The organism is Coprococcus sp. RTP21428st1_C9_RTP21428_210409, from assembly GCF_040227395.1.
Lineage (GTDB): Bacteria > Bacillota > Clostridia > Lachnospirales > Lachnospiraceae > Coprococcus > Coprococcus aceti.
In genome coordinates this window covers 1-21,477 of the sequence record NZ_JBEHVV010000009.1, presented here as the reverse complement: position 1 = coordinate 21,477, position 21,477 = coordinate 1, and the positions used below count along the sequence as shown (strand labels likewise).

The window sequence follows — 21,477 nt, the reverse complement described above, 5'->3', positions numbered from 1 at the left end:
ATAAATGCAGGTGAAGGAGACAAAAATATGGCAGATTATATAAAGGGCGTGGATCTCTCCGCTGTTGCCGAGGCTGAAGAGCTGGGTGCGAAATATTATGACAATGGTGTGCAGGGAGATATATTTGACATACTTAAGAACTATGGTGTGAATTCTGTGAGACTTCGTCTGTGGAATGATCCGTACACGGAGGACGGCGTACCTTATGGTGCGGGCACAAATGACCTTGAGGTATACAAGAAACTCGCGAAGCGCGCTATGGATCATGGAATGAGCATTCTGCTTGATTATCACTACAGTGATTTCTGGGCTGACCCGGGCAAGCAGAGGGTGCCCAAGGCGTGGAGAGGCATGGATGCGGATCAGCTTGAGCAGGCTGTGTACGACTACACAAGGGAGACTCTTTTAGAGATGAAAGATGCGGGCGTTCTCCCTCAGCTTGTTCAGGTTGGAAACGAGCTTACAAACGGACTGATGTGGCCGCTTGGGCAGAAACCAGAATATGACAATATCGCGAAGTTTGTGAGCGCAGGAATAAGGGCGGTCAGATCGGTTGGCTCTGATATTCCGGTCATGATACATCTCGACAATGGTGGCAACAATCCTATGTATGTGGACTGGTTTGACCACTACATGGAAAGAGGAGAAAATTTTGATATAATTGGAATGTCGTATTATCCGTTCTGGCATGGAACCATGAAGGATCTGGAGGCAAATATGCGGGATATGGCGGATAGATATGGCAAAAAGATAGTTATTGCTGAGGTTTCCATGGGATTTACCATGGAGGACTATGCTGACTATGAGAAACTGGGGCCTGACGATAGAAAGGGCTATGCCACAAAACCTTCACTGGTGGAGAATCTTGACTACTCTATGACACCTGAGGGACAGGCGGAATTTATGAACGACATAATGAAACTGATAGATGATGTTCCTGGTGGTGATGGCTTTTATTATTGGGAGGCAGGCTGGATACCAGTACCGGGAAGCGGCTGGGCTACGGAAGGTGCTCTGTCATATATAGAGGAGTCTGGACCATGCGGAAATGAATGGGCAAATCAGGCACTTTTTGATTATGACGGACATGCTCTGCCGGCACTTAAGACTATACGTGATTACAAGCCGCTGCACAGCGACTATCCACTTAAGTGAATTATGGGGACGGAGGTGTCTGTCCCCTCCGTCCCCGTGGTTTCTGATAGTAAAGTACATATTTTTGATACATTTGGATATGTTTTGGTTGGGCGGGTCTGTGTATAATATATACAGATGCGCCCTTTTAATATATTTGGCAAATTTACAGATGGGGGACAGGACGGGTTGTTCTGATTGATCAGGAGGTAAGGTATGAAAAAAGTAGCATTGTTCATGGATGGCTGGAAGAGGTATTTCACCTACGCCTGGCCGCTGGGATTTATGCAGAAGATAAAGGAGGCCAGGGCTGATGTGAATTTGTACATATTCAACAGCAATGGCAATTGGAACAGGGACGACGGTTACAGCTATGGAGAATACAATATATATAATCTGCCGGAGCTGACAGACTTTGATGGGATCATAATATCTGTCAACAATATCAAATATCCGGAAGTCACGGCGGAACTGCTGGACAGGATAAGGAAGAGCGGAGTTCCGGCTATAAGCCTCGAGACTGCTTTTGACGGTCTGCATTTTGTGGGTATAGACAATTATGATGCCATGTATGACATGACTCGGCATATGATAGAGAAACACGGTGCGAAGAAGGTGTGGTATCTTGCCGGACCGAAGGACAACTATGAGGCTCAGGAGAGATGCCGGGCATTCAGGGACTGTATGGATGAATATGGCCTGACTGTGGATGATGAGGATGTCCTGTTTGGAGATTTTGGTTTCAATGACGGTGTGACGGGCTTTGAGGAGCTGCTCAGAGCACATGGACATACGTGTATAAAACACGAGAAGGATGGACCTGATTACGGCGGCCCTGCGGAGGTGTACGGTGAGATAACCAGTGGCAGTTTTGCGGATTCTGCTCCGAATGCCGAGGCTTCGAATAATGATGAGATGGATGATAGAAGGCTGGAAGAACGGGAGATAGTGAAGAAGATCCTTCCAGATGCAATAATCTGTGCAAATGACAACCTGGCTGTGGGTGTGTGCAACAGAGCTGAAGCACTTGGACTTTCAGTGCCAAAGGATTTTAAGGTTACAGGATTCGACAACTTTGATAAAGCAGCGTACTATACGCCGCGCATAACAACGGTGAGCAGGATCCGTGAGAAGATCGGAGCTGCGGCTGCAGAGATCATGTTGAATATATGGGCGGGAAACAATCCGGATACCAGCTCCTATATAGATTATAATTGTATATTCACGGAGAGCTGTGGCTGCGGCGCGGATGCCATGCTGAACGGCAGACAGTACCTGAAGAATTATATAATGGGAGTTGTGGAACGCGAGGAGATAGATGAGAGCACGCTGGATTTCACGCATTTGCTCAGCAAATGTGGTGATTACAGTGGTCTTTATCCCTGTGTCCAGACGGCATATTCGCAGGCAGGGTGTAAGAAATGCGTTATGGTTGTCGACAGATCCCTTGTGGAGATGGGGGGAGCCGGCCCGACTCTCTCAGCAGCATACGATGAGGATGTATTTGCTGTGAAAGGCTATCCTCAGAGAATGCAGATCGTGTACAAGCAAGGCGTAGCGGATGATGGTGACGATACATACCATAGTATGTTTCCTCTTCTGGATGATGAGGCAGGCGGCAATATATTTTTATTTGCGCCATTTCATTTTGGAGAAAAGGCAGTTGGGTTCTGCTGTGTCGAAAATGGATATTACCTCATGGATAAGCAGCTTTGGTCAACTGTAATGAGCGAAGTGAATGTAGCCATGATAAACCTGTTCAACAAATGGAGGCTAGAGCAGATCAATCAGGAGCTTACGGCGATATCCATAAAGGATCCACTTACCCAGATATATAACAGGGAAGGTATGAGACAGATCGCCGCAAAGGCATTTGACAAGGCTGCGGGTCAGGGCAGGGCACTTCTCATAATGTTTGCCGATATGGACAAGCTCAAATATATAAATGACACTTATGGTCACGAGTACGGAGACAAAGCTATAAGGAGTGCCGCAAGAGCCATAGCAGGTGGAGGCGGAATAAGCAGTATTCCGGTTCGATACGGCGGAGATGAATTCGTATCCATATCTATATATGATGAGACGGAATCTCCTGAGGAAAGAAAGACGGCGATCCTTGAGAAAGCCAGGGAGATAGCTGCACAGGAGAAGCTTCCATTTGCCTTGGAGTTTAGTATAGGTTATGTTATAACAGCCCCGGATGGTGATAAAACCCTTGAGGAGTATGTGAGGGAAGCGGATCACAGCATGTATCAGGAGAAGATACAGAGAAGGGTAAGCAGATAATAATAAAAAATTATCAAAAAATGGAGAATCAGGTTTTATGTGCTGATTCTCTATTTTCATTTAGTATGTTATAATTAACTGTCATGATCCAATTCGCCGCTCGCCAATCATGCAAGCGTGTTGGCTCACTTGCGCTCATTATATCATATCGCCTGTCGGCTCAATGAGGACATTCGCATTATGACGTCTTGCGCAAGCGCATCCGTCGCAATGCTCATTATATCATGATTCGCACCTACGGTGCTTTTCGTTGCTGTCGCAACTATCATGATCCAATTCGCCGCTCGCCAATCATGCAAGCATGTTGGCTCACTTGCGCTCATTATATCATGTGGACACAACGTGGATTATTTATATTAGATACTTAGGATCAAAAGGAGGATATACAATGCTTAAGAATGTAACAGACACAGTATTTTATGTGGGTGTGGATGACAAGGACATAGACCTGTTCGAGAATCAGTACATCGTGCCAAACGGAATAGCGTACAACTCATATGTCATCATGGACGAGAAGATCGCTATCATGGACATGGTGGATGCAAAGTGTGCAGACCAGTGGTTTGCAAATGTGGCAGAGGTGCTTGGCGACAGAAAGCCGGATTATCTCATCATATCCCATCTTGAGCCGGATCATTCCGCCAATCTTGGTGATGTGCTTGCGAAGTATCCGGATATCAAGATCGTATCAAATGCCAAGCTTTTCGGAATGCTTCCAAATTTCTTCGAGGTTCCTGTGGCTGACAGAAGCGTGACAGTTGCGGAGGGACAGACACTCTCACTTGGAAGCCATACGCTCCAGTTCTTCATGGCTCCTATGGTCCACTGGCCTGAGGTTATGGTCACATATGAACAGAGAGAGAAGATACTCTTCTCAGCGGATGCATTTGGCAAGTTCGGCACTCTGGATACCGACGAGGACTGGGCATGCGAGGCGAGAAGATATTACTTCAATATAGTAGGAAAGTATGGAATGCCTGCACAGGCACTTCTGAAGAAGGCAGCAGGACTGGATATCCAGAAGATATGTGCACTCCACGGACCAATCCTCACAGAGAATCTTGAATATTACATAGGCAAATATCAGCTGTGGTCAACATACACACCTGAGGATGAGGGAATCTTCATCGCATACTGCAGTCTCCATGGCAACACAGAGAAGGCTGCAAAGAAACTGGCGGAGATACTTGAGGCGAAGGGTGCTCCAAAGGTTGCGATATCAGACCTCTCAAGAGATGACATGGCAGAGTGTATAGAGGATGCATTCAGATACGACAGACTGGTTCTGGCAGCCCCAACATATGATGGTGGTGTGATGCCTGTCATGGCGGATTTCATCAACCACCTGAAGATGAAGGCGTACCAGAAGAGAAAAGTGGCATTCATTGAGAATGGTTCGTGGGCTCCAATGGCAGCCAAGCTCATGAAGGAACAGATGTCAGCGATGAAGGATATAGAGATTGTGGACGAGCACGTGACCATAAGGTCTGCGTTCAAGCAGTCGGATGTGGCAGCACTCGAGGCGCTGGCTGGAAAACTGTTATAAGAGATAAGGATAATAAACATAAAGTAAGTCTGAAACCGACTTACATACGTAGTTATTATTCATCTAACAGGTGAGTTGCTACAATAAAGTTGTTACACAGAGTTGCTATACATATCGTGAGCAGGGAATTTGAGCCCGCCGGTCCTTAGGTGGCGCTGTGAGGCGGCACATTAGTACCGCTGCAGGGCGAAATAAGCGGAAGCGACCCAGCGAATGATATGTATAGCAGCTCTGTGTTCAAAGATAGAATTGGCAACTCACCGTCCTATCAATAATGTAAGGAAGGTGTAAGACATGGCTAAGTCCATGGTTTCCGGTAAGCCCCTCAGTCTGATGCTGCAGTTTGCCACCCCGCTCTTGCTCGGCAATCTGCTCCAGCAGACGTACAATATAATAGATGCGGCTATTGTGGGGCAGATACTGGGAGATAAGGCTCTGGCGGGAGTTGGAGCAAGCAGCAGTATACAGTTTCTGGTTCTGGGATTCTGTATGGGCTGTTGCACAGGATTTGGTGTTCCTGTTGCAAAGTTTTTTGGTGCAAATAATCTGCACAAGATGAGAAAGTATATATTTAACGGCGCGGTGCTGACGGGCATCATAGCGTTGATAGTCACGATTGTATGTTCGGTGTGCTGTAATCAGATACTTCATCTGCTTTCGGTTCCGCAGGATATATATGACAAGGCATATGCTTATCTTATAGTTATATTCCTGGGAATTCCGTTCACACTCATGTACAACTATCTGTCAAGTGTGCTCAGGTCTCTGGGAGACAGCAGAACGCCGTTCATGTTTCTGGCGTTCTCGGCAATACTCAACATATTCCTTGACCTGTTCTGTATAGTTGTCCTCAAATGGGACTGCGCCGGTGCGGCTATAGCAACCATCACGGCACAGGCGGTGAGTGGAATATTGTGTCTTGTATATATCTTCAAGAAGGTTCAGATCATGCATCTTGAGGCGGAGGACAGGGAGATAGAGGGATCTGCAGTGAAGGAACTTCTCGTCATGGGAATTCCGACAGGCCTGCAGTTTTCCATAACTGCCATAGGAAGTATGGTCATGCAGTCTGCAAATAACAAGCTGGGAAGTGTGTATGTGTCAGGCTTCACAGCCGGTATGAGGATAAAGCAGTTCACTATGTGTCCATTTGATGCATTTGCAACGGCGGCATCTGTGTTCTGCAGCCAGAACCTTGGCGCCGGACAGGCAAAGCGTATAAAGCAGGGCTTGTGGCAGGCGATTGCTGTTGCAGTTGGATACGGTATAGTCGCAGGACTTGTGATGATAATATTTGGAAGACCGCTCTCCATGATATTTGTCAAGAAGAGCGCAGTGGATGTGCTTGACGCATCTGCCAAGTATCTCAGATGTATGGGCTGCTTCTACTGGAGCCTTGGAATACTGAATGTTGCACGAATGGTGACACAGGGCCTGGGATATTCCGGCCGTGCCATATTCTCCGGCGTCACGGAGATGCTGGCAAGGATCATAGTCAGCCTTGGATTTGCCGGAACATTTGGATTCACGGCCATCTGTTTTGCTGACCAGACGGCGTGGGTCACGGCGACCATCTACATATTGCCGACATGCCTTTACTGTGTGAAGAAGTCTACGGCGAAGCTTGCGGCGGCGACGTAGTTGTATATTGTTATGGATAATTGGAAGTAAGAAAAAACACCTCGGTTTGAGGTGTTTTTTTAAGTATTCTTAAAACTAATAAATATAAAGTTCAGTTGGTGACGATAGGTCACCAACTGGTAATATTTTGTAACCGTTTTATTTGTGCCAGTGCAATGAGAAGGTTGATATCGAGATTACTATAATATACAACAATACATTAAATCATAAATTTGTTGACTGCATCATTTATCTCAAATTTAGTTTCTTTGTCTGAAAGTCCAATATCTATCATGCCACGGCCGTCAAGTTCATCGCCAGGAAATAATATCTCTAAGTGCTTACCTTGTAACAGGCATCCGAGATCCTCTTTTGAAATCGATATATTGACGTATCTCTTGCTTTCCTTTGCAACTTCAGCATTTGCCATGAAACTTCCGTCGTTTGAATTTTTTATATTATATTCAGGTTTGCTCATATTGATCGTCTCCTTGCTGTTATGTAATAATGCCATATTTAGGTATATCACTTCTTATTGTTATCATCAAGCAGTTTGGGAGCGTTTTACATATTGCTTTGAGTCAAAACTATCGGTCAAACCGTCAAATGTGTCAACTCTCAACAGGAACAGTGGAGGAAGTATTCCCACTTTGACATATCCATATATTCATTATAAAATTAACCTGATTTTAATCTTTCTCATATTTTAGATTAATCATCGGTTGGTATAGTAACAACATCAGTTGATGATATCAGCAGCAAACGATAAGAAAGATGACAGATCATCGGAAGACGATGAAACTAAGATAATGAGAAAGGGTGTAAAGATCATGGATAAACTGGAAAAGGTAGAAAAGTTAAGAGAAAAAACAGGTGTAAGTTACGAAGATGCGAAGAATGCGCTTGAGGCGTGTGATTACGATCTGCTGGATGCGATCATTTATCTGGAGAAGCTGGACAAGGTGAAAGCCCCTGAGGTGGAGAGCTTTACCACAGGCGCAGAGCAGCAGACATCAACAGAGTTCGAGCAGGCACAGCAGACATATACAAATGACTGCAACAAAGTGACGTTTGGACAGATGATGGACAAATTTTTCAAATGGTGCGGCAAGGTGTTAAAGAAGAGTGTGGACAGCACATTCATAGTAGAACGCAGAGGCCAGACCATGATAAACGTTCCTGTTCTGGTGCTTGTGATCGCACTCATACTTGCATTCTGGGTAGTGCTTCCACTTCTTGTTGTAGGTCTCTTCTGTGAGTGCAGGTACCATTTTGAAGGAATTGGTGACATCAACGTAAACCTTAATAGCGCATGTGACAAAATGGCAGACTCGGTTGACAACCTTAAGTCCGACGTCAACAACAAGTAATCAGAAAGATATATAAAAACAATATCAACACAGAATAAAAAGCTATATGTAATAAAAACAACGTATATATCAAGTTGGTATAAATTGAAAAAGAAAAATATTAAAAGAAAAAACAGACATAAAAAAGATGAAAACAGGAATATCTTTTAACGGTATTCTGTTAATTACTAGCTGATATAGTTTGGTTTTGAGAATGTAATGTCTGTGAAATATACCTCTGCAATGGGTAGCCGTGGCGACTGAGCTTTGGTGCTTCTTGCCGAGGCAGAGACCACAAACGTCCTTATCGCGGTCGGCGCCGAGTGCAGATAGAAGCAAGCCAAAGCGAAGGAAGATAGGCGTAATTGCAGAGGTATATTTCACAGGCTTACTTAAAAACCAAACTATATCAGCGTCCGTCATAAAAGAAAGGAAAAAGATATGGCACAGAAGATTCTCATTGTGGAGGATGAAGAGAAAATTGCAAGATTTGTGGAGCTGGAGCTGCTGCATGAGGGATACGAGGCGGAGAAGGTATTTGATGGAAGAACAGGGTTGGACAAAGCTCTGTCCGGTGGCTTCGACCTCGTGGTGCTGGATGTGATGCTTCCGGGACTCAACGGTCTGGAGGTGCTTCGAAGAATCCGCAAGGAGAGTGATGTGCCGGTCATCATGCTGACCGCGAGAGATGCGGTCATGGACAAGGTATCTGGTCTTGATGCCGGTGCAGACGATTATCTCACCAAGCCATTTGCCATAGAGGAGCTGCTTGCCAGGATAAGGGTTGCGTTGAAGAGACGCGGAGTTGCGGAGGTTCACACACACAGGATAGAGATCCGTGGAGTGTGCATGGACACCGACAGGCATGAGGTTACAGTGTGCGGCGAGATAGTTGAGCTGACAAACAGGGAATTTGAGCTGCTGAGAACACTCATGGAGAACAAGGACATCGTTATGGACAGGGAAAAGCTGCTGAATGCGGTGTGCGGATACGATTACCTTGGAGAGACAAACATCATAGATGTGTATGTGAGGTATCTGAGAACAAAGATAGATGACAGATTTGGCGTGAAGCTCATCACAACGGTCAGGGGCGTCGGATATGTTATCAGAGAATGACCAATGTGAATACCGGCACGGAGCAGACAGATATGTGACAAGCCAGCAACGCATGGCACGGATACGCACAGATAGAGAGAAAATACATGGGAAAGAAAACTAACGAAAACAAAAGAATGTCATCGATAGCCAGAAGGATAAATATGAGCTTCTGGCTCAAAGAACTGGGCAATGTGATACTTATAGATATCGTCATTGCCTTTCTTATTGTAAGTGTATTTGCCGTGTGGGGCAGGAAACAGCTGCCACAGGGCGTGGGCGGAATGAGATATTACGTTGAGAAAAATGAAGATGGCGGAGCGTATGAATATATAATAGAAGGGTCAGATGAGAAGAAGTACAGATATGACGTTAAGATCCTTTGGGATATCATAGAGCTTCCGGGCATTATATTGCTGGGGATGGAGACTATAGTGTTGTTTGCTGCGTTGTTCAGGACAGCGGATGTCAGAAGGAGATTAAAGCCGTTGAACGATCTGGCAGTTACGGCGGAAAAGCTCAGCAAAGAGCCGATGGATCACAATAAGATAGACGATCTGGAGAAAGCCATATCGCACCTGTCTGCGGATGATGACGAGCAGGTTATACACACCGGAGACAAGGATCTCCAGAGCATAGAGATCGCGCTCAACAATCTGCTCAGAAATATGAAGGAAAATGAGAAACGTCAGATGAGATTCGTGTCGGATGCTTCCCACGAGCTCAGGACGCCTATTGCGGTGATCCAGGGATATGTGAATATGCTCGACCGATGGGGTAAGGATGACGAACAGGTTCTGGAAGAGTCCATAGAGGCACTCAAAAATGAATCCCAGCACATGAAGGAGCTTGTGGAACAGTTGTTATTCCTTGCAAGGGGCGACAGTGGAAGGCAGCACCTGAACATGGAGAAAACCGATCTCAACCGCATGGTAAGTGAAGTGTGGGAGGAGTCCATGATGATAGACGAGAGCCACAGATATGAGTTCCGTGGTACTGAGAATGAGGCGTGTGTGCTCGGCGATGTGGCGATGATCAAGCAGTCCGTCAGGATATTTGTCCAGAACGCGGCGAAGTATTCTGAACCCGGCACGGCCATAATACTCGGTGTAAAAGAGGAGCCCGGTTATGTCAGTTATATGATAGAGGACGAGGGAACCGGAATGAATCCGGGCGATCTGGCTCATATATTTGACAGATTTTACCGCTCGGATGAGGCCCGGAATAATGAGACCGGAGGCTCAGGTCTTGGCCTGTCCATCGCTAAATGGATCGTGGATGCCCACGGAGGTACCATACAGGTAATATCCAGAGCGGATATAGGATCAAGATTTGTTGTGAGGTTTCCTAAAATTGCTTAAAAAGAGAGGTTGCATATATTTATTGGTAATCTGAGTATCTGTGGTTGCTGAACAATCCCAGAATACAGCCTGCACTTCCTAAAATTATGTATTCTTTCATAAAAGAGGCGAGAGTCTTAACTGAGTGAACATCAATATACCATGGTATGATAGCATTAAAGAGATTTCCTCCGCTAAGAGACAGGATGATCAGTGTAAATGATAAAATGATGGCTATGGTGATGTTCTTCGCTGTATATACTGTGCCGTAATATAAACCGCAGAAGCAATATATTATAATAAGATTTTTGGCTATAAATCTTTCTGGGTAGAGAATTGTCCTGAAGAACAACAACGATGTTATGGCACACATTAATAAAGACAGGTATAAAAATGGAATAATTGTTTCTACCCATTTTATTCTGTGGGCTATGTAAAAAAGTTCCCGGCTTGGGCTATATACAAACGGCATAAAGGTTATTGTATATAGCAGCATAACGCACACAGGATATGCTATGCAGTAACACTGCTGCAGTGCGTTTTCTTTATCCTGCAGATCAAGGGGTTTCATCATCATAAAGCCCGTAATAGCAGCTAAAACAGCTATAATTACACAGAGTATCATTCCCTTACGCAATATAAATAGTGAGTTATGTATTCTTTGCACCATAGTTACACTCCGTTCCTGTAAGACTTAAGAATATACATGTATCCATCTTCCAAAGTGGGATCAGCTGATGCAGGCTCTGAGGTATCAATAGAAGGGGAAGCCAAAAGCCTGGTCATGGCTGTTTTGATTCCGTCTGTAGTGTCTTTTGCAATTATATAGCCTTGATCGATAATTTCTATATAATCACACAAAAACTCCGCATCGTCTACGATGTGTGTGGATATAATAATTATCTTGTCATCACAATTGGTTTGTTTTATAAGATCCCTGAATCTGAGTCTTTCCTCAGGATCAAGACCTGCTGTCGGTTCATCGCATATTATTATAGGGGGATTGCCAAGAAAAGCCTGGGCGATTCCAACACGTCTCACCATTCCGCCAGACAGAGTATGAGCCTTTTTGTCAATATAACTTGATAAATTGACACTTTCTATAACTGATTCGATGTCTTCATCAAGACTACATGATGAAATACCCTTGGAAAATGCAATATAACGCATACATTCTCTTACGGTCATTCCGGGAAAAAGACCAAATTTCTGAGGCAGATACCCGATATCAACAGAATGTATATTTGCTCCGTTCAGGAGAATGCTTCCGGTAGCTGATGGATATAACCCAATAAGGGATCTCATGAATGTGGTTTTGCCGGCACCATTAGGACCGAGTAGTCCGTGTACTCCTGATTCAAAATTACAGTTTAAATTGTGAAGAATTGTGTTCCCTCCCAAAGTAGTTGTCATATTTTTTATTTCCAGCATAATAATCCCCCTTTATCTGAACGGATACAAGTTACTTTATTCTGTTGTTTCAGTGATGCCAAGTTCGTCGTATACATCTTCCTGAATCTTTTGAAGTTCCTCATCGGTGAGAATTGAATCAATATTGTACCAATTACCTGTCTGTATATAATTGGTGTAGTAAATATCCAAATTACCTGCAGCATCAAACATCACCATGTCAGAACCGTACATATATGCATTTCTGTGTATTGGTTGTATCAGGATTGTTTTCCCGATAAGGGAATAATCAGTTGCCTTTTCTTCAGGTGTATAGTTTATATATTTTTTTATCTGGCTTGTTATGTAGTGGTTTCGACTCGGATCGGTGTCCGCGCCAATATATGGGAAAATGTATCGCACATTATCAATAATCTGTTCTCTCCAAAATATGCCGGAAACAATGCTTAGCTGATCACTGAAACCACTGAACGTGTCACCGGACAAGCTGAGATTGCTATACGTAGTAAAATCAGAGTATATGGATACTGTGAACCTGCTCAGATCCTTAGGAAGCTGGCAATATCCGTTTTGAAATAAGTCTCCATTTCCAGCAATTGGGTAATACGGGAAGTTCCCAGGAAGATATGCACCATTTTCCCCTGTGTAGCAAATATTGTAGGATTTTCCTGTATACTTTATGTATATGGATGAGAGATTGCCGGCTTCGTTGTATATGCATAGCTTATTCCCATTTCTGCTATAGCGGATAGCATTATCCTTATCATCTGCTATATAGTCGATATTGTAATCTTTACAGAGTATAAAATGGTATTCAGGGAGACTGGTGTCTGATAGCTGCATATACATATCTGCGATCAAATTCTTCCTTATGTCAAAATGTATGTTATACTCTGTAACATAAAAATCTATTTCCTTTGTTGGAGTAAGTAATTCCTGTTCATTTGCAAATAAATCCGAGGAATCGTCTGCGTATCCAGGGTTACTACCATTATATGGGATGTTGCAGATATAAATAAAGGAAAACGAGCATAACACTGAAAATATGGTGGCAAAAATCAAAGATAACTTCTTGTATCTGAAGAAATTTGTGATCAAATATACGGAGATCACGCCAAATACTATATACAAAGGTTTGGACAGAAAATGTATATTTACAGGAATTAAAGCTGCTTCATCTGGAATATAAGTAAGAGAAGCACAGAATATATTGGATATTTCCTGTATACTGCCGATTTTATCTTCCGCAGGAAAGGTGAACTTACCCGATTGCAATATGGCAACTATAGTGAACCCAAATAATGCAAGATAGGCAAGGATAGTATTGTTGATATACGATATGATGAGCCCAGTCATAACCGCACAAGTGTTAACCATAAATACATGTGTGAAAATAGCCTTAATTGTATATATATAAAAGTCTGCAGAGGAAGAACCTGACAGTATACAAAGGCATATACATATAACTAACATGCACATACATAATAAGACATTTATGATAGAGAGAATAAGCAGTTGCTGTGATTCTCTTTTAATTGATGACATAGTGTATGTGCTTATGCTCTCTACCACATTGGTTTTTTTTACGATAGATGTGTATTCAAAGGACAAGTACAAAAACAGAATATAATAATATATGGAATTTCCAAGCATCATATCTGTATGTTCAACTATATCAATGTAGTTAAATTCTCTAAGCAGACTGTCTTCAATGAATTTGTATACTGAGTATAAAATACAAAATATGATAGCAGCGATGGAAGGCCAAAAGCATTGTGGAGTTTTCCTGAATAGTATGTAATTCTGTTTAAGCATTACCTGGTTCCTTTCAATATTTTAATAATCTATTCTTGCCCAGCCAATACCAGGTTTACTGGTATTGTTCTGATATAATTTTACTGTTAGTTTTTGGCTATAACCAGTTTTGGAGGAGTATATGTAATTAAAATTTGTATTAGGAATACATCCTCCAGTTATGTAGGTTTGTGATTTTGCATTATCAGTTATGCTGTATCTTATGCCAGTACCACCGTTTAGCGCTCCACCGTTTATTTGTGCACTAGCACAGCTTACTGTTGCACTTTTGCTTGTATCTTTCATTACAAGGCTTATTGACTTCGAACTAGCATTGGCTATTGTTGGTAATAACAACATAAAGCATAAAGCTAGTATAGATAATAGCATTGATTTAGAGTGTTTCATGTTTAATTTTCCTCCCATTTTAATAATAAGTATAACTACTTTACCTCCCATCATTAATAAATTATAATTAGTAAAGTTTAGTTGCTCTAAAATTTACGTAAGTTGTATTAATTGGTAAATGAAAGGCGGAAGATGTTAAAAGTTGCTATATGTGATGATGAGCAGAAGGATATAGACATTGCAGAAAAATGCATATTGGAGTATTCGTTTAAACACAATCTGGATATTGAATGCGCCAACTACAGGACGGGGCAGGAATTGCTGGACAAGATGGAATCTGGTGAACATTATGATTTTTTTGTCTTTGATGTGGAAATGAAGAAGGAGGATGGAATATATATCGCCTCAATTATCCGAAAAAGATACGACAAAAATGCAATTATCATTTTTGTAAGCAATTACCCGGGACATATGGGACGGAGCTTTTCTGTGCATGCATATAATTATATTCAGAAACCTCTTAAATATATAGAGTTGGAACAAGTATTATCTCAGGTTTTGCGTGAGATAAGGGACATGGAGTTTAATAAGTTGATTGTGCCAGCGGCAGATGGAGAAAGAGTTGTTAATATATCTGATATTATGTATATAGAAACCTCGAGAAAATTTCAAAAGAGTGTAGATATTCATTCTGCAAAAGAGATTATACAGGTTACAGGAAATTTAAAAAAATGGTTTAACTTGTTAAAGGACAAAAGGTTTGTATACAGCTTTAAGGGGTATATTGTAAATATAGATCACATAGTTACCTTGAGAGGCGGGGAGCTTGTTTTGGATAATAACGAGATTATTCCGTTGTCAAGGAAATATGAGGAAGAGGTAAGGAAGAGTCTTATTAATACGGTTATATCAGATGTGGGGAGCATCAGAGGTTAAAGGGTGAGTTATTTAGTATTAATTTTTATATCAGCAATTATGGATGCTGTGACTGTAAAAGTTTATGTAGAGAAATGGCTTGGAAAGCCTACGCTTAGAATATCGACAATAGCATATTGGGGTATATTTATTTTAACAGAGCTGGCTTCAAGAGGCGGACAGCTTTTCATGATAGACGTGTCACAGGAGAAAGCAATGGTCAGCCAGGTGTCCGCACATATAGTTATCATGCTCGTATTTATTTGCCTATATGATTCCCGTATAGCTGAATGTATATCTGCGTTTATTATATGGGTATTGGGTTATCTGGTGAGCATCGGTTTATCTGATGTAGTGGTAATTACAACGGATCAGATGCTGTATGACGGTGGAATAACTCATCTGATCTCGGTGATGGATATGTATGCACAGTTTATTATGCTGCCTGTCCTGATCATAATACTGGTAGTGAGAAATTATGTATCAGGTAGATATTCATTTAAACAGTTGGTCATAGTGCTTATAACTCCAATGATAAGTTGTTATCTATACTTGATAATACCAGAACAGATCGTGCTTTTGTCAGGGTATGGATTTATATTTGTGCTGATAATTGTGCTGGTCTTAAATGTTTTGAATTATTATCTGTTTGATAACATGGTGGATAATTATAAATTGAAAAATCAGGTAACAATGCTTGGTTATCAGTTGGAGCATCAGTCGGATAAATATGACCAATTGGTTCTTTCTTATAAGAAAATTGGCAGTATGGTTCATGATACCCAAAAGCATATAAGCTATATAAGGTCATGCATAGAAGAGAAAGAATATGACAGGATAAGAACAGTATGTGATAGATATGAGGAAGAATTAAAAAATAAATATGTTGTTTCAAAAACAGGAAATCTTGTTATTGATACATTTGTGAACAGTGCGTATACATTTGCCCAAAACAATGGCGTGAAATTTCATACGGATTTTAAGTTCGATAAAAATTCAATAATGGTCTCTGACTATGATATGTGTATAATAATAGGAAATCTGCTGGATAACAGTATCAATGCATGTAAGAAACAGAAGGAAAAAGAGGGGGTATATATAAAGCTGGCAATAGTGCAGACAGATCGGCATTTGGTAATAGATGTGAAAAATAGCAGTACACAGTCTGACGTGGGCGGCAGTAAGGATATGACTCATGGATATGGTATACAAAATGTGAAAAATACCATGGACAAGTACAATGGAATAATGGAGATAAAGAATACATATGGGGAATATGAAACACTTGTGCTGATCCCCATAAATCAGGATTAAATGTACATAAACCGCATGCCCCCGCATAGACTGTAAAAACAGAATATGCGGGGGCTTTTTCTTTGAAGGATTATATAGAAGAGCGGGCAATCGAAGCGGCAAATTATATCATAGACACAAGGGCGACTGTGAGACAGACAGCGGACAAGATGGGTATAAGCAAATCAACGGTGCACAAGGATATAACGGAACGGCTGGTCCGTATAAGACCCATGCTGGCGGCCCAGGCCAGGGTGGTGTTGGATGCCAACAAGGCGGAGAGACATATAAGAGGAGGGCTTGCCACGAGGGAGAAGTATCTGCATGTCACAAAGTTTTAACATAGCTTATGTTGTATTTTTCTCTGATTTGGGTTAAACTTTTGATGATTGTATAATAGCGGACTAAGTGTGGGCTATTAGAAAATGGCAGTTTAACTATAGATTAGAGGTTAGGATATGAGATTTATTCATGTTTCGGATGTGCATTTGGGGATGATTCCTGACAAGGGAAAGCCTTGGAGCGATGTCCGTGCGAAAGAGATAGAAGAGACATTTGACAGGATCCTGGATATTGCGGAGGAGAGAAAGGTAGATCTGCTCCTCATTGCCGGCAATCTGTATCACAGTGCGCCGAAGGCTGCGGATCTTGCAAAGCTTGATGCCAGACTTGCAAAACTTACAAATACAAGAACGGTGATCATTGCGGGCAGTAGTGATTACATTGAAAGTGGATCTCCATCGGAGAATTATGAGTTCACATCGAACACAGTGCTTCTTCCGGCTGGGGAGTTCAGCAATGCGTATTTTGAAGATATTAATACCTGTGTGACCGGTTTCAGCTATGGACAGGCGGAATACACGGAGGATTTCTCAGAGGGGATAGATGCCCAGACGGAAGGCGCTGTCAATATACTTCTCATGCATGGAGGAGATGCCAGCCACAGTCCATTTAATTTCCGAAAGCTGGCTGACACAGGATTTGACTATGTGGCACTCGGACACCTGAGAAAGCCGAAGCACATGGTGAAGAACCGTATGGCATATCCGGGATCGCCGGAGCCTTTGTCACCTTCTGACACAGGAAAGCATGGCTTTATTTATGGACAGATAATAAACGGAGAGACAAGGATAAAGTGGGAGCCTGTTGCCTGCAGGAATTACATCAACCTTGGACTTGAGATAAAGCCGGAATATACTGACAGACAGATCGAGCATGCTGTTCTGAAACAGATCGATAAGATGGGAACGCAGAACATATATCGGGTTATCCTGAAGGGTCAGAAGGGGCGCGGAGTGAGACCTCAGTTTGATGATGTGTCTCAGGATTACAAGATATATGAGGTTGTGGATAATACGATGTTCGAGTACAATGCTGATGGTCTCAAGAGGGACAATGAGCACAATGTACTTGGAAGATTTATCGCTGAGTTGTCCGGTGAGGATGACGAGGTCAGCAAAAAGGCACTTGAATATGGTCTTGAGGCGATCATAGCAACTGGAGAAAAGTAATGTATATAAATAAACTTTTTTTGAAAGAATTTGGAAAATTCAATAACAAAGAAATAAAGCTGGACAAAGGCTTGAATGTGCTCTATGGAGAGCCCGGAGCCGGCAAGAGTACGATCAGGGATTTTGTGTCCGGTATACTGTATGGTATGAATAAAACCAAGGGTCTTGGAGCCCGGGGAGACAATTTTGCATTAAGAAAGCCATCCGGTGGAAATGGATATGCCGGAAAGGCACAGGTGACAAATGCCGGAAAGAGTCATCTTATGGAGAGAAATTTCAACATGTCCACGGACGGTGCAACGCTCACTGATATAGAGAGTGGTAAGGATGAGAGACTTGTGTCTAAGAATTCCTACAGAGGTGTCCTGTTTGATATGGACAAGAGCACATTTGTGGATGCAATGTGTGTTGATCCGCCGGAGGAGATGGGCGGAGATGACAAAGCTTTGTGTGACAGACTCGAGAAGTATCTTCAGAATATGAAGGAGACGGGCTGCAGCGGAATAAACAGAGCAGACGCGGTGGCGTATCTTGAGAACGAAAAGAAGAAATATGACAATCAGAAGTATCTGGTTCAGATAGAAGAGCTGGAAGCCCAGATGGATGAGCTGGGTGAAGTTGATAAGGAGCTTGAAGACATCCGAACTGCCAGACGTGAGGAGCTTGATGCTTATAATATGGAGATCGCACGTTTGAAGAGAGAGGCAAGGCAGCTTGTGAATGAAAAGGATGCTGAGATCCCTGACGATGATGAGGACAGGGAGCGAAGCAGAATATTCCTCGAGGTTGAAGCTATAGATGATGAGGACGAGCTGAAGGAGAAAAAGAAGCAGGAGAAGAAGGACAAGAAGCTGACGGACAATATATTTGTCATAATGGCAACAGGAATACTGGTTGTTGCAGTGGTCATGCTAGTGGTTCACCTTGTTGGTTTTCAGAAGTCCATACAGCAGCTATTCACGATATGTACGATTGCGTTTGTTGCTATAACCATCATAGATGGATTGTTCAGGAAAGGCGCATTTGACAGTGATAAGCTTCCGTCTGAGGAGGAGTTCAGGAGAACCATATATGAGATGGGAAGAGCAACTGAGTCGAGAACGGTTCGCGTTGAGATAGACAGAGCTTTTCAGGAGGAGCATGACAGGAAGCTTGATATGTTCAAGTTCCAGGAGCATGATGCCATAGAGAAGAGGGATGCCTACTATGAACTCAAGGAGAAGAGAGACGCCATATTTGCCGATTATGATGTGCTTGAGACTGAGAAGAAGGCCATAGATAAGGCTATCAATACCATAATGGACATATCGGAGGAGTTCTCAGGACTGTTTGCCGGTATGGACGGCAGAGTATCGGATATTCTTAGCGCACTCTCCGGTGGACAGTATCAGGAGGCAAAGCTCGATGATGAGATGCATGTTGCAGTGAAAAAGGATGACCATTTCTTCCGGGCGGAGTTCCTGGGACATGAGGTCGTTCGGCAGGTGTATCTGGCTGTGCGGCTGGCTGTTGCAGAGATACTTAACAACGAGAAAATGCCACTTGTGCTGGACGATGTGATAGATGTAACCGATGAGAGTCAGCTCACGGGAGTGCTCAAGGCGATGAGTATGGTGAACACTGAGCAGACGATATTGCTTACATCCGATAAGGATCTGGTTAACAGACTTGAGGATATGCATATAGCATGCAATGTGGTGACATTGTAGAAAGTTTCTAATAATAAATAATTAAAAGACCTGCGGAAGCTTGCGATACATGGTATGTATCAGGTGAGCTTCCGTAGGTCTTTTTTGTAAGTCTATAATTGTATATTAGTAATTCTCGTAGTTATCTGAGATAGTGTGCTTCTCCTTGTACTCAGCAATTCTCGCACTGATTCTCTCTGATGGATCAAGAAGATCGCTGAGAGATGCATCGTGGTTGAGGTGATCGATAATGAGTGCAATGTACTTGCTCATGTCGGCTGATACATACCAGTCGCGGTCTGCAAGCTCAGGAAGCTGATAAGTGAGGTTGGTTGTGATGACCTTCTCAATGAGACCTTCCTCGTGACACTTGTCAAATACCTCAAGACCCTTGGTGAAGAGACCAAATGTAGCAAGTGCAAATACTCTCTTAGCCTTTCTTGCCTTGAGCTGCTTGGCAACATCTATCATACTCTCGCCTGATGCGATCATGTCGTCGATGATGATAACATCCTTGCCTTCAACTGAATCACCGAGGAACTCATGGGCAACGATAGGATTACGTCCGTCCACAACTCTTGAGTAATCTCTTCTCTTGTAGAACATACCTACATCTACACCGAGAAGGTTAGCGAAGTAGATAGCTCTGTGCATAGCACCCTCGTCAGGTGATATAACCATCATGTGGTCGTTATCTATCTCAAGATCAGGAGTTGATCTAAGAAGTGCCTTTACAAACTGGTAAGTAGGCTTTACGTTCTCGAAGCCGCTCTTTGGAATAGCATTTACAACACGTGGGTCGTGAGCGTCAAATGTAACGATGTTGTCTACACCATACTGCTGAAGCTCCTGGAGCATAACTGCACAGTCGAGGGACTCGCGTCCTGATCTCTTGTGCTGACGGCTCTCATACAGGAAAGGCATGATGACAGTGATCTTTCTAGGCTTGTCTGTCATGGCAGAGATGATTCTCTTCAGATCAGCATAGTGATCGTCAGGAGACATTCTCTGAGTCTGGCCACCCATGGTGTATGTGCAGCTATAGTTTCCTACATCAAGCATGATATATATGTCTTTACCGCGGACTGACTCGTTGACAATACCCTTTGCCTCACCTGAACCAAATCTAGGGCAGTCTGCCTTGATAAGGTAAGAGTCCTTCTCGTAACCGTGGAATACGATGCTTGACTTGTTCTCGTTCTGACGGTTCTTTCTCCATTTTACGATATAAGAATCGACCTTCTCTCCGAGAGGTACAATGCTCTTATGAGCAATGATTCCTAAGCTTCCTACAGGTATTGTTTCCAACTTGCTATCGTCTGGCATAATAAAAATCCTCCTAATCTGCTTTCGTTGTCTACCTTTTGTTCCTGGCTATGCTTTTCATTCTTTTTACATAGCGGATGTTATCTCCGTAGAGATTGAAGATGAGATAGCTATCAACTATTCGTGACATGATACGCTCTGTATACCTGTTCTTGAATTCCTGCAGATCAAGATTAGTAGAAATGAGAGTAGACTGTCTCTTGATAGTTCTCGTATTTATAATCTCAAATAACTGAGACAGGACAAATGAGTTGGTGTACTCTGTGCCCAGATCGTCAATTATAAGAAAATCGCAGTTATATATGTAGTCATACAGCATCTTCTGATGCGGTTCATGACCACCCTTTATTATAATGTCCTGTAAGATATTATCAAATAAATTTATCGCCGACAAGTATAAAACTGTATAACCTTTGTCTAAAAGTTCCTTAGCGATACAATTTGTCAGGAAGGTTTTGCCTGTTCCGGTCTCTCCATATATAAGAATGCCCGGTCTGCTGTCCTGAAAATTCTCTGTGAACTGTCTTGATGCAGACAATATGCTCTGTGCATTCTGGTAAGGAGTGTAATTGTAGCCAGCAATGTGTTCATCTCTGTAGAAATCAGGATTGAAGCTGGCAAAATTCTCCGTCTCCAGCACCTTCTCTATGGTGGACTGCTGGTACAACTGGCTGATGACCATGTGTTTCAGACATGAACATGGCTTACCATCTACATATCCGCTGTCTCTGCATGCGGGGCAGTTGTATATCGGTGCCAGATAATCGTCAGGGTATCCGGTCTGTGCCATGAGCTGATGCTTCTCATCGCGGAGAGCGT

19 protein-coding genes are annotated in these 21,477 nt (G+C 42.8%); 12 read left to right on the top strand and 7 right to left on the bottom strand.

The features are described from left to right. The first annotated feature begins 27 nt into the window (after positions 1 to 27). The 4 genes from ABUA34_RS03265 (at position 28) to ABUA34_RS03250 (ending at position 6,607) form a co-directional block, all read left to right on the top strand. A complete protein-coding gene (locus tag ABUA34_RS03265) occupies positions 28 to 1,155 on the top strand; it encodes a glycoside hydrolase family 53 protein (protein ID WP_349822822.1) in 1,128 nt (375 codons plus the stop codon). Positions 1,156 to 1,350: 195 nt separating this feature from the next. Next, a complete protein-coding gene (locus ABUA34_RS03260; RefSeq protein ID WP_173794994.1) occupies positions 1,351 to 3,420 on the top strand; it encodes a diguanylate cyclase in 2,070 nt (689 codons plus the stop codon). A 388-nt stretch (positions 3,421 to 3,808) separates the two neighbouring features. Further along, positions 3,809 to 4,966, top strand: coding sequence for an FprA family A-type flavoprotein (locus ABUA34_RS03255; protein WP_015534555.1), 1,158 nt, complete (start codon positions 3,809 to 3,811; stop codon positions 4,964 to 4,966). A 294-nt stretch (positions 4,967 to 5,260) separates the two neighbouring features. Then, positions 5,261 to 6,607, top strand: coding sequence for an MATE family efflux transporter (locus ABUA34_RS03250; protein ID WP_349822821.1), 1,347 nt, complete (start codon positions 5,261 to 5,263; stop codon positions 6,605 to 6,607). A 199-nt stretch (positions 6,608 to 6,806) separates the two neighbouring features. On the opposite strand, the gene ABUA34_RS03245 is transcribed toward ABUA34_RS03250, so the two are convergent. Then, positions 6,807 to 7,064: a hypothetical protein gene (locus tag ABUA34_RS03245; protein WP_349822820.1), complete on the bottom strand. Its 258-nt coding sequence runs from the start codon at positions 7,062 to 7,064 to the stop codon at positions 6,807 to 6,809. A 268-nt stretch (positions 7,065 to 7,332) separates the two neighbouring features. Here ABUA34_RS03245 and ABUA34_RS03240 point away from each other — a divergent pair, with 268 nt between their 5' ends. The 3 genes from ABUA34_RS03240 to ABUA34_RS03230 all read left to right on the top strand — a co-directional run bounded on the left by ABUA34_RS03240 (position 7,333) and on the right by ABUA34_RS03230 (position 10,394). Beyond that, the gene (locus ABUA34_RS03240) at positions 7,333 to 7,956 is read left to right on the top strand and encodes a UBA domain-containing protein (protein WP_349822819.1); all 624 of its coding nucleotides are present in this window, start codon (positions 7,333 to 7,335) and stop codon (positions 7,954 to 7,956) included. A 420-nt stretch (positions 7,957 to 8,376) separates the two neighbouring features. Further along, complete coding sequence (locus ABUA34_RS03235) at positions 8,377 to 9,054, top strand: response regulator transcription factor (RefSeq protein WP_055147401.1); 678 nt, start codon at positions 8,377 to 8,379, stop codon at positions 9,052 to 9,054. An 86-nt stretch (positions 9,055 to 9,140) separates the two neighbouring features. After that, entirely contained in the window at positions 9,141 to 10,394 is a 1,254-nt protein-coding gene (locus tag ABUA34_RS03230; RefSeq protein ID WP_349822818.1) for a sensor histidine kinase, read from the top strand. Between the two features lie 19 nt (positions 10,395 to 10,413). On the opposite strand, the gene ABUA34_RS03225 is transcribed toward ABUA34_RS03230, so the two are convergent. From ABUA34_RS03225 to ABUA34_RS03210, 4 genes are read right to left on the bottom strand one after another with little or no spacing between them, the layout of a single operon-like run. After that, complete coding sequence (locus ABUA34_RS03225; RefSeq protein WP_015534560.1) at positions 10,414 to 11,043, bottom strand: hypothetical protein; 630 nt, start codon at positions 11,041 to 11,043, stop codon at positions 10,414 to 10,416. 2 nt (positions 11,044 to 11,045) lie between these two features. Further along, complete coding sequence (locus ABUA34_RS03220; RefSeq protein ID WP_022217041.1) at positions 11,046 to 11,804, bottom strand: ATP-binding cassette domain-containing protein; 759 nt, start codon at positions 11,802 to 11,804, stop codon at positions 11,046 to 11,048. Positions 11,805 to 11,840: 36 nt separating this feature from the next. Further along, positions 11,841 to 13,598, bottom strand: a complete 1,758-nt coding sequence (locus ABUA34_RS03215) for a hypothetical protein (RefSeq protein WP_055147407.1) — start codon at positions 13,596 to 13,598, stop codon at positions 11,841 to 11,843. Between the two features lie 21 nt (positions 13,599 to 13,619). Next, positions 13,620 to 13,985: a hypothetical protein gene (locus tag ABUA34_RS03210; RefSeq protein WP_118649583.1), complete on the bottom strand. Its 366-nt coding sequence runs from the start codon at positions 13,983 to 13,985 to the stop codon at positions 13,620 to 13,622. Positions 13,986 to 14,117: 132 nt separating this feature from the next. On the opposite strand from ABUA34_RS03210, the gene ABUA34_RS03205 reads away from it, so the two are divergent. The 5 genes from ABUA34_RS03205 to ABUA34_RS03185 all read left to right on the top strand — a co-directional run bounded on the left by ABUA34_RS03205 (position 14,118) and on the right by ABUA34_RS03185 (position 19,353). Then, complete coding sequence (locus ABUA34_RS03205; RefSeq protein WP_349092869.1) at positions 14,118 to 14,861, top strand: LytR/AlgR family response regulator transcription factor; 744 nt, start codon at positions 14,118 to 14,120, stop codon at positions 14,859 to 14,861. A gap of 39 nt (positions 14,862 to 14,900) precedes the next feature. Further along, the gene (locus tag ABUA34_RS03200) at positions 14,901 to 16,154 is read left to right on the top strand and encodes a sensor histidine kinase (protein ID WP_055147413.1); all 1,254 of its coding nucleotides are present in this window, start codon (positions 14,901 to 14,903) and stop codon (positions 16,152 to 16,154) included. A gap of 62 nt (positions 16,155 to 16,216) precedes the next feature. Continuing rightward, positions 16,217 to 16,474 (top strand): sporulation transcriptional regulator SpoIIID, encoded by a 258-nt coding sequence (spoIIID, locus tag ABUA34_RS03195; RefSeq protein WP_055222251.1) that lies wholly within the window; start codon positions 16,217 to 16,219, stop codon positions 16,472 to 16,474. 117 nt (positions 16,475 to 16,591) lie between these two features. Then, on the top strand, positions 16,592 to 17,644 hold the full coding sequence (locus ABUA34_RS03190) for a metallophosphoesterase family protein (protein ID WP_022217036.1): 1,053 nt from the start codon (positions 16,592 to 16,594) through the stop codon (positions 17,642 to 17,644). Positions 17,645 to 17,664: 20 nt separating this feature from the next. After that, positions 17,665 to 19,353: an ATP-binding protein gene (locus ABUA34_RS03185; protein WP_502880259.1), complete on the top strand. Its 1,689-nt coding sequence runs from the start codon at positions 17,665 to 17,667 to the stop codon at positions 19,351 to 19,353. Positions 19,354 to 19,458: 105 nt separating this feature from the next. On the opposite strand, the gene ABUA34_RS03180 is transcribed toward ABUA34_RS03185, so the two are convergent. Both ABUA34_RS03180 and ABUA34_RS03175 read right to left on the bottom strand, forming a co-directional pair. Then, entirely contained in the window at positions 19,459 to 20,658 is a 1,200-nt protein-coding gene (locus tag ABUA34_RS03180) for a ribose-phosphate pyrophosphokinase (RefSeq protein WP_015534565.1), read from the bottom strand. Between the two features lie 31 nt (positions 20,659 to 20,689). Then, positions 20,690 to 21,477: ATP-binding protein (locus ABUA34_RS03175; RefSeq protein ID WP_349822816.1), on the bottom strand; the 788-nt coding region annotated here is incomplete at its 5' end.

Bases quoted from the DNA above. Each gene is read 5' to 3' on its own strand.
- ABUA34_RS03255 (WP_015534555.1), top strand. From the start codon at position 3,809: ATGCTTAAGAATGTAACAGACACAGTATTTTATGTGGGTGTGGATGAC.
- ABUA34_RS03200 (WP_055147413.1), top strand. From the start codon at position 14,901: ATGGATGCTGTGACTGTAAAAGTTTATGTAGAGAAATGGCTTGGAAAG.
- ABUA34_RS03240 (WP_349822819.1), top strand. From the start codon at position 7,333: ATGATATCAGCAGCAAACGATAAGAAAGATGACAGATCATCGGAAGAC.
- ABUA34_RS03235 (WP_055147401.1), top strand. From the start codon at position 8,377: ATGGCACAGAAGATTCTCATTGTGGAGGATGAAGAGAAAATTGCAAGA.
- ABUA34_RS03220 (WP_022217041.1), bottom strand. From the start codon at position 11,804: ATGCTGGAAATAAAAAATATGACAACTACTTTGGGAGGGAACACAATT.
- ABUA34_RS03225 (WP_015534560.1), bottom strand. From the start codon at position 11,043: ATGGTGCAAAGAATACATAACTCACTATTTATATTGCGTAAGGGAATG.
- ABUA34_RS03260 (WP_173794994.1), top strand. From the start codon at position 1,351: ATGAAAAAAGTAGCATTGTTCATGGATGGCTGGAAGAGGTATTTCACC.
- ABUA34_RS03250 (WP_349822821.1), top strand. From the start codon at position 5,261: ATGGCTAAGTCCATGGTTTCCGGTAAGCCCCTCAGTCTGATGCTGCAG.
- ABUA34_RS03265 (WP_349822822.1), top strand. From the start codon at position 28: ATGGCAGATTATATAAAGGGCGTGGATCTCTCCGCTGTTGCCGAGGCT.
- ABUA34_RS03210 (WP_118649583.1), bottom strand. From the start codon at position 13,985: ATGAAACACTCTAAATCAATGCTATTATCTATACTAGCTTTATGCTTT.
- ABUA34_RS03180 (WP_015534565.1), bottom strand. From the start codon at position 20,658: ATGCCAGACGATAGCAAGTTGGAAACAATACCTGTAGGAAGCTTAGGA.
- ABUA34_RS03245 (WP_349822820.1), bottom strand. From the start codon at position 7,064: ATGAGCAAACCTGAATATAATATAAAAAATTCAAACGACGGAAGTTTC.
- ABUA34_RS03215 (WP_055147407.1), bottom strand. From the start codon at position 13,598: ATGCTTAAACAGAATTACATACTATTCAGGAAAACTCCACAATGCTTT.
- ABUA34_RS03230 (WP_349822818.1), top strand. From the start codon at position 9,141: ATGGGAAAGAAAACTAACGAAAACAAAAGAATGTCATCGATAGCCAGA.
- ABUA34_RS03190 (WP_022217036.1), top strand. From the start codon at position 16,592: ATGAGATTTATTCATGTTTCGGATGTGCATTTGGGGATGATTCCTGAC.
- ABUA34_RS03205 (WP_349092869.1), top strand. From the start codon at position 14,118: ATGTTAAAAGTTGCTATATGTGATGATGAGCAGAAGGATATAGACATT.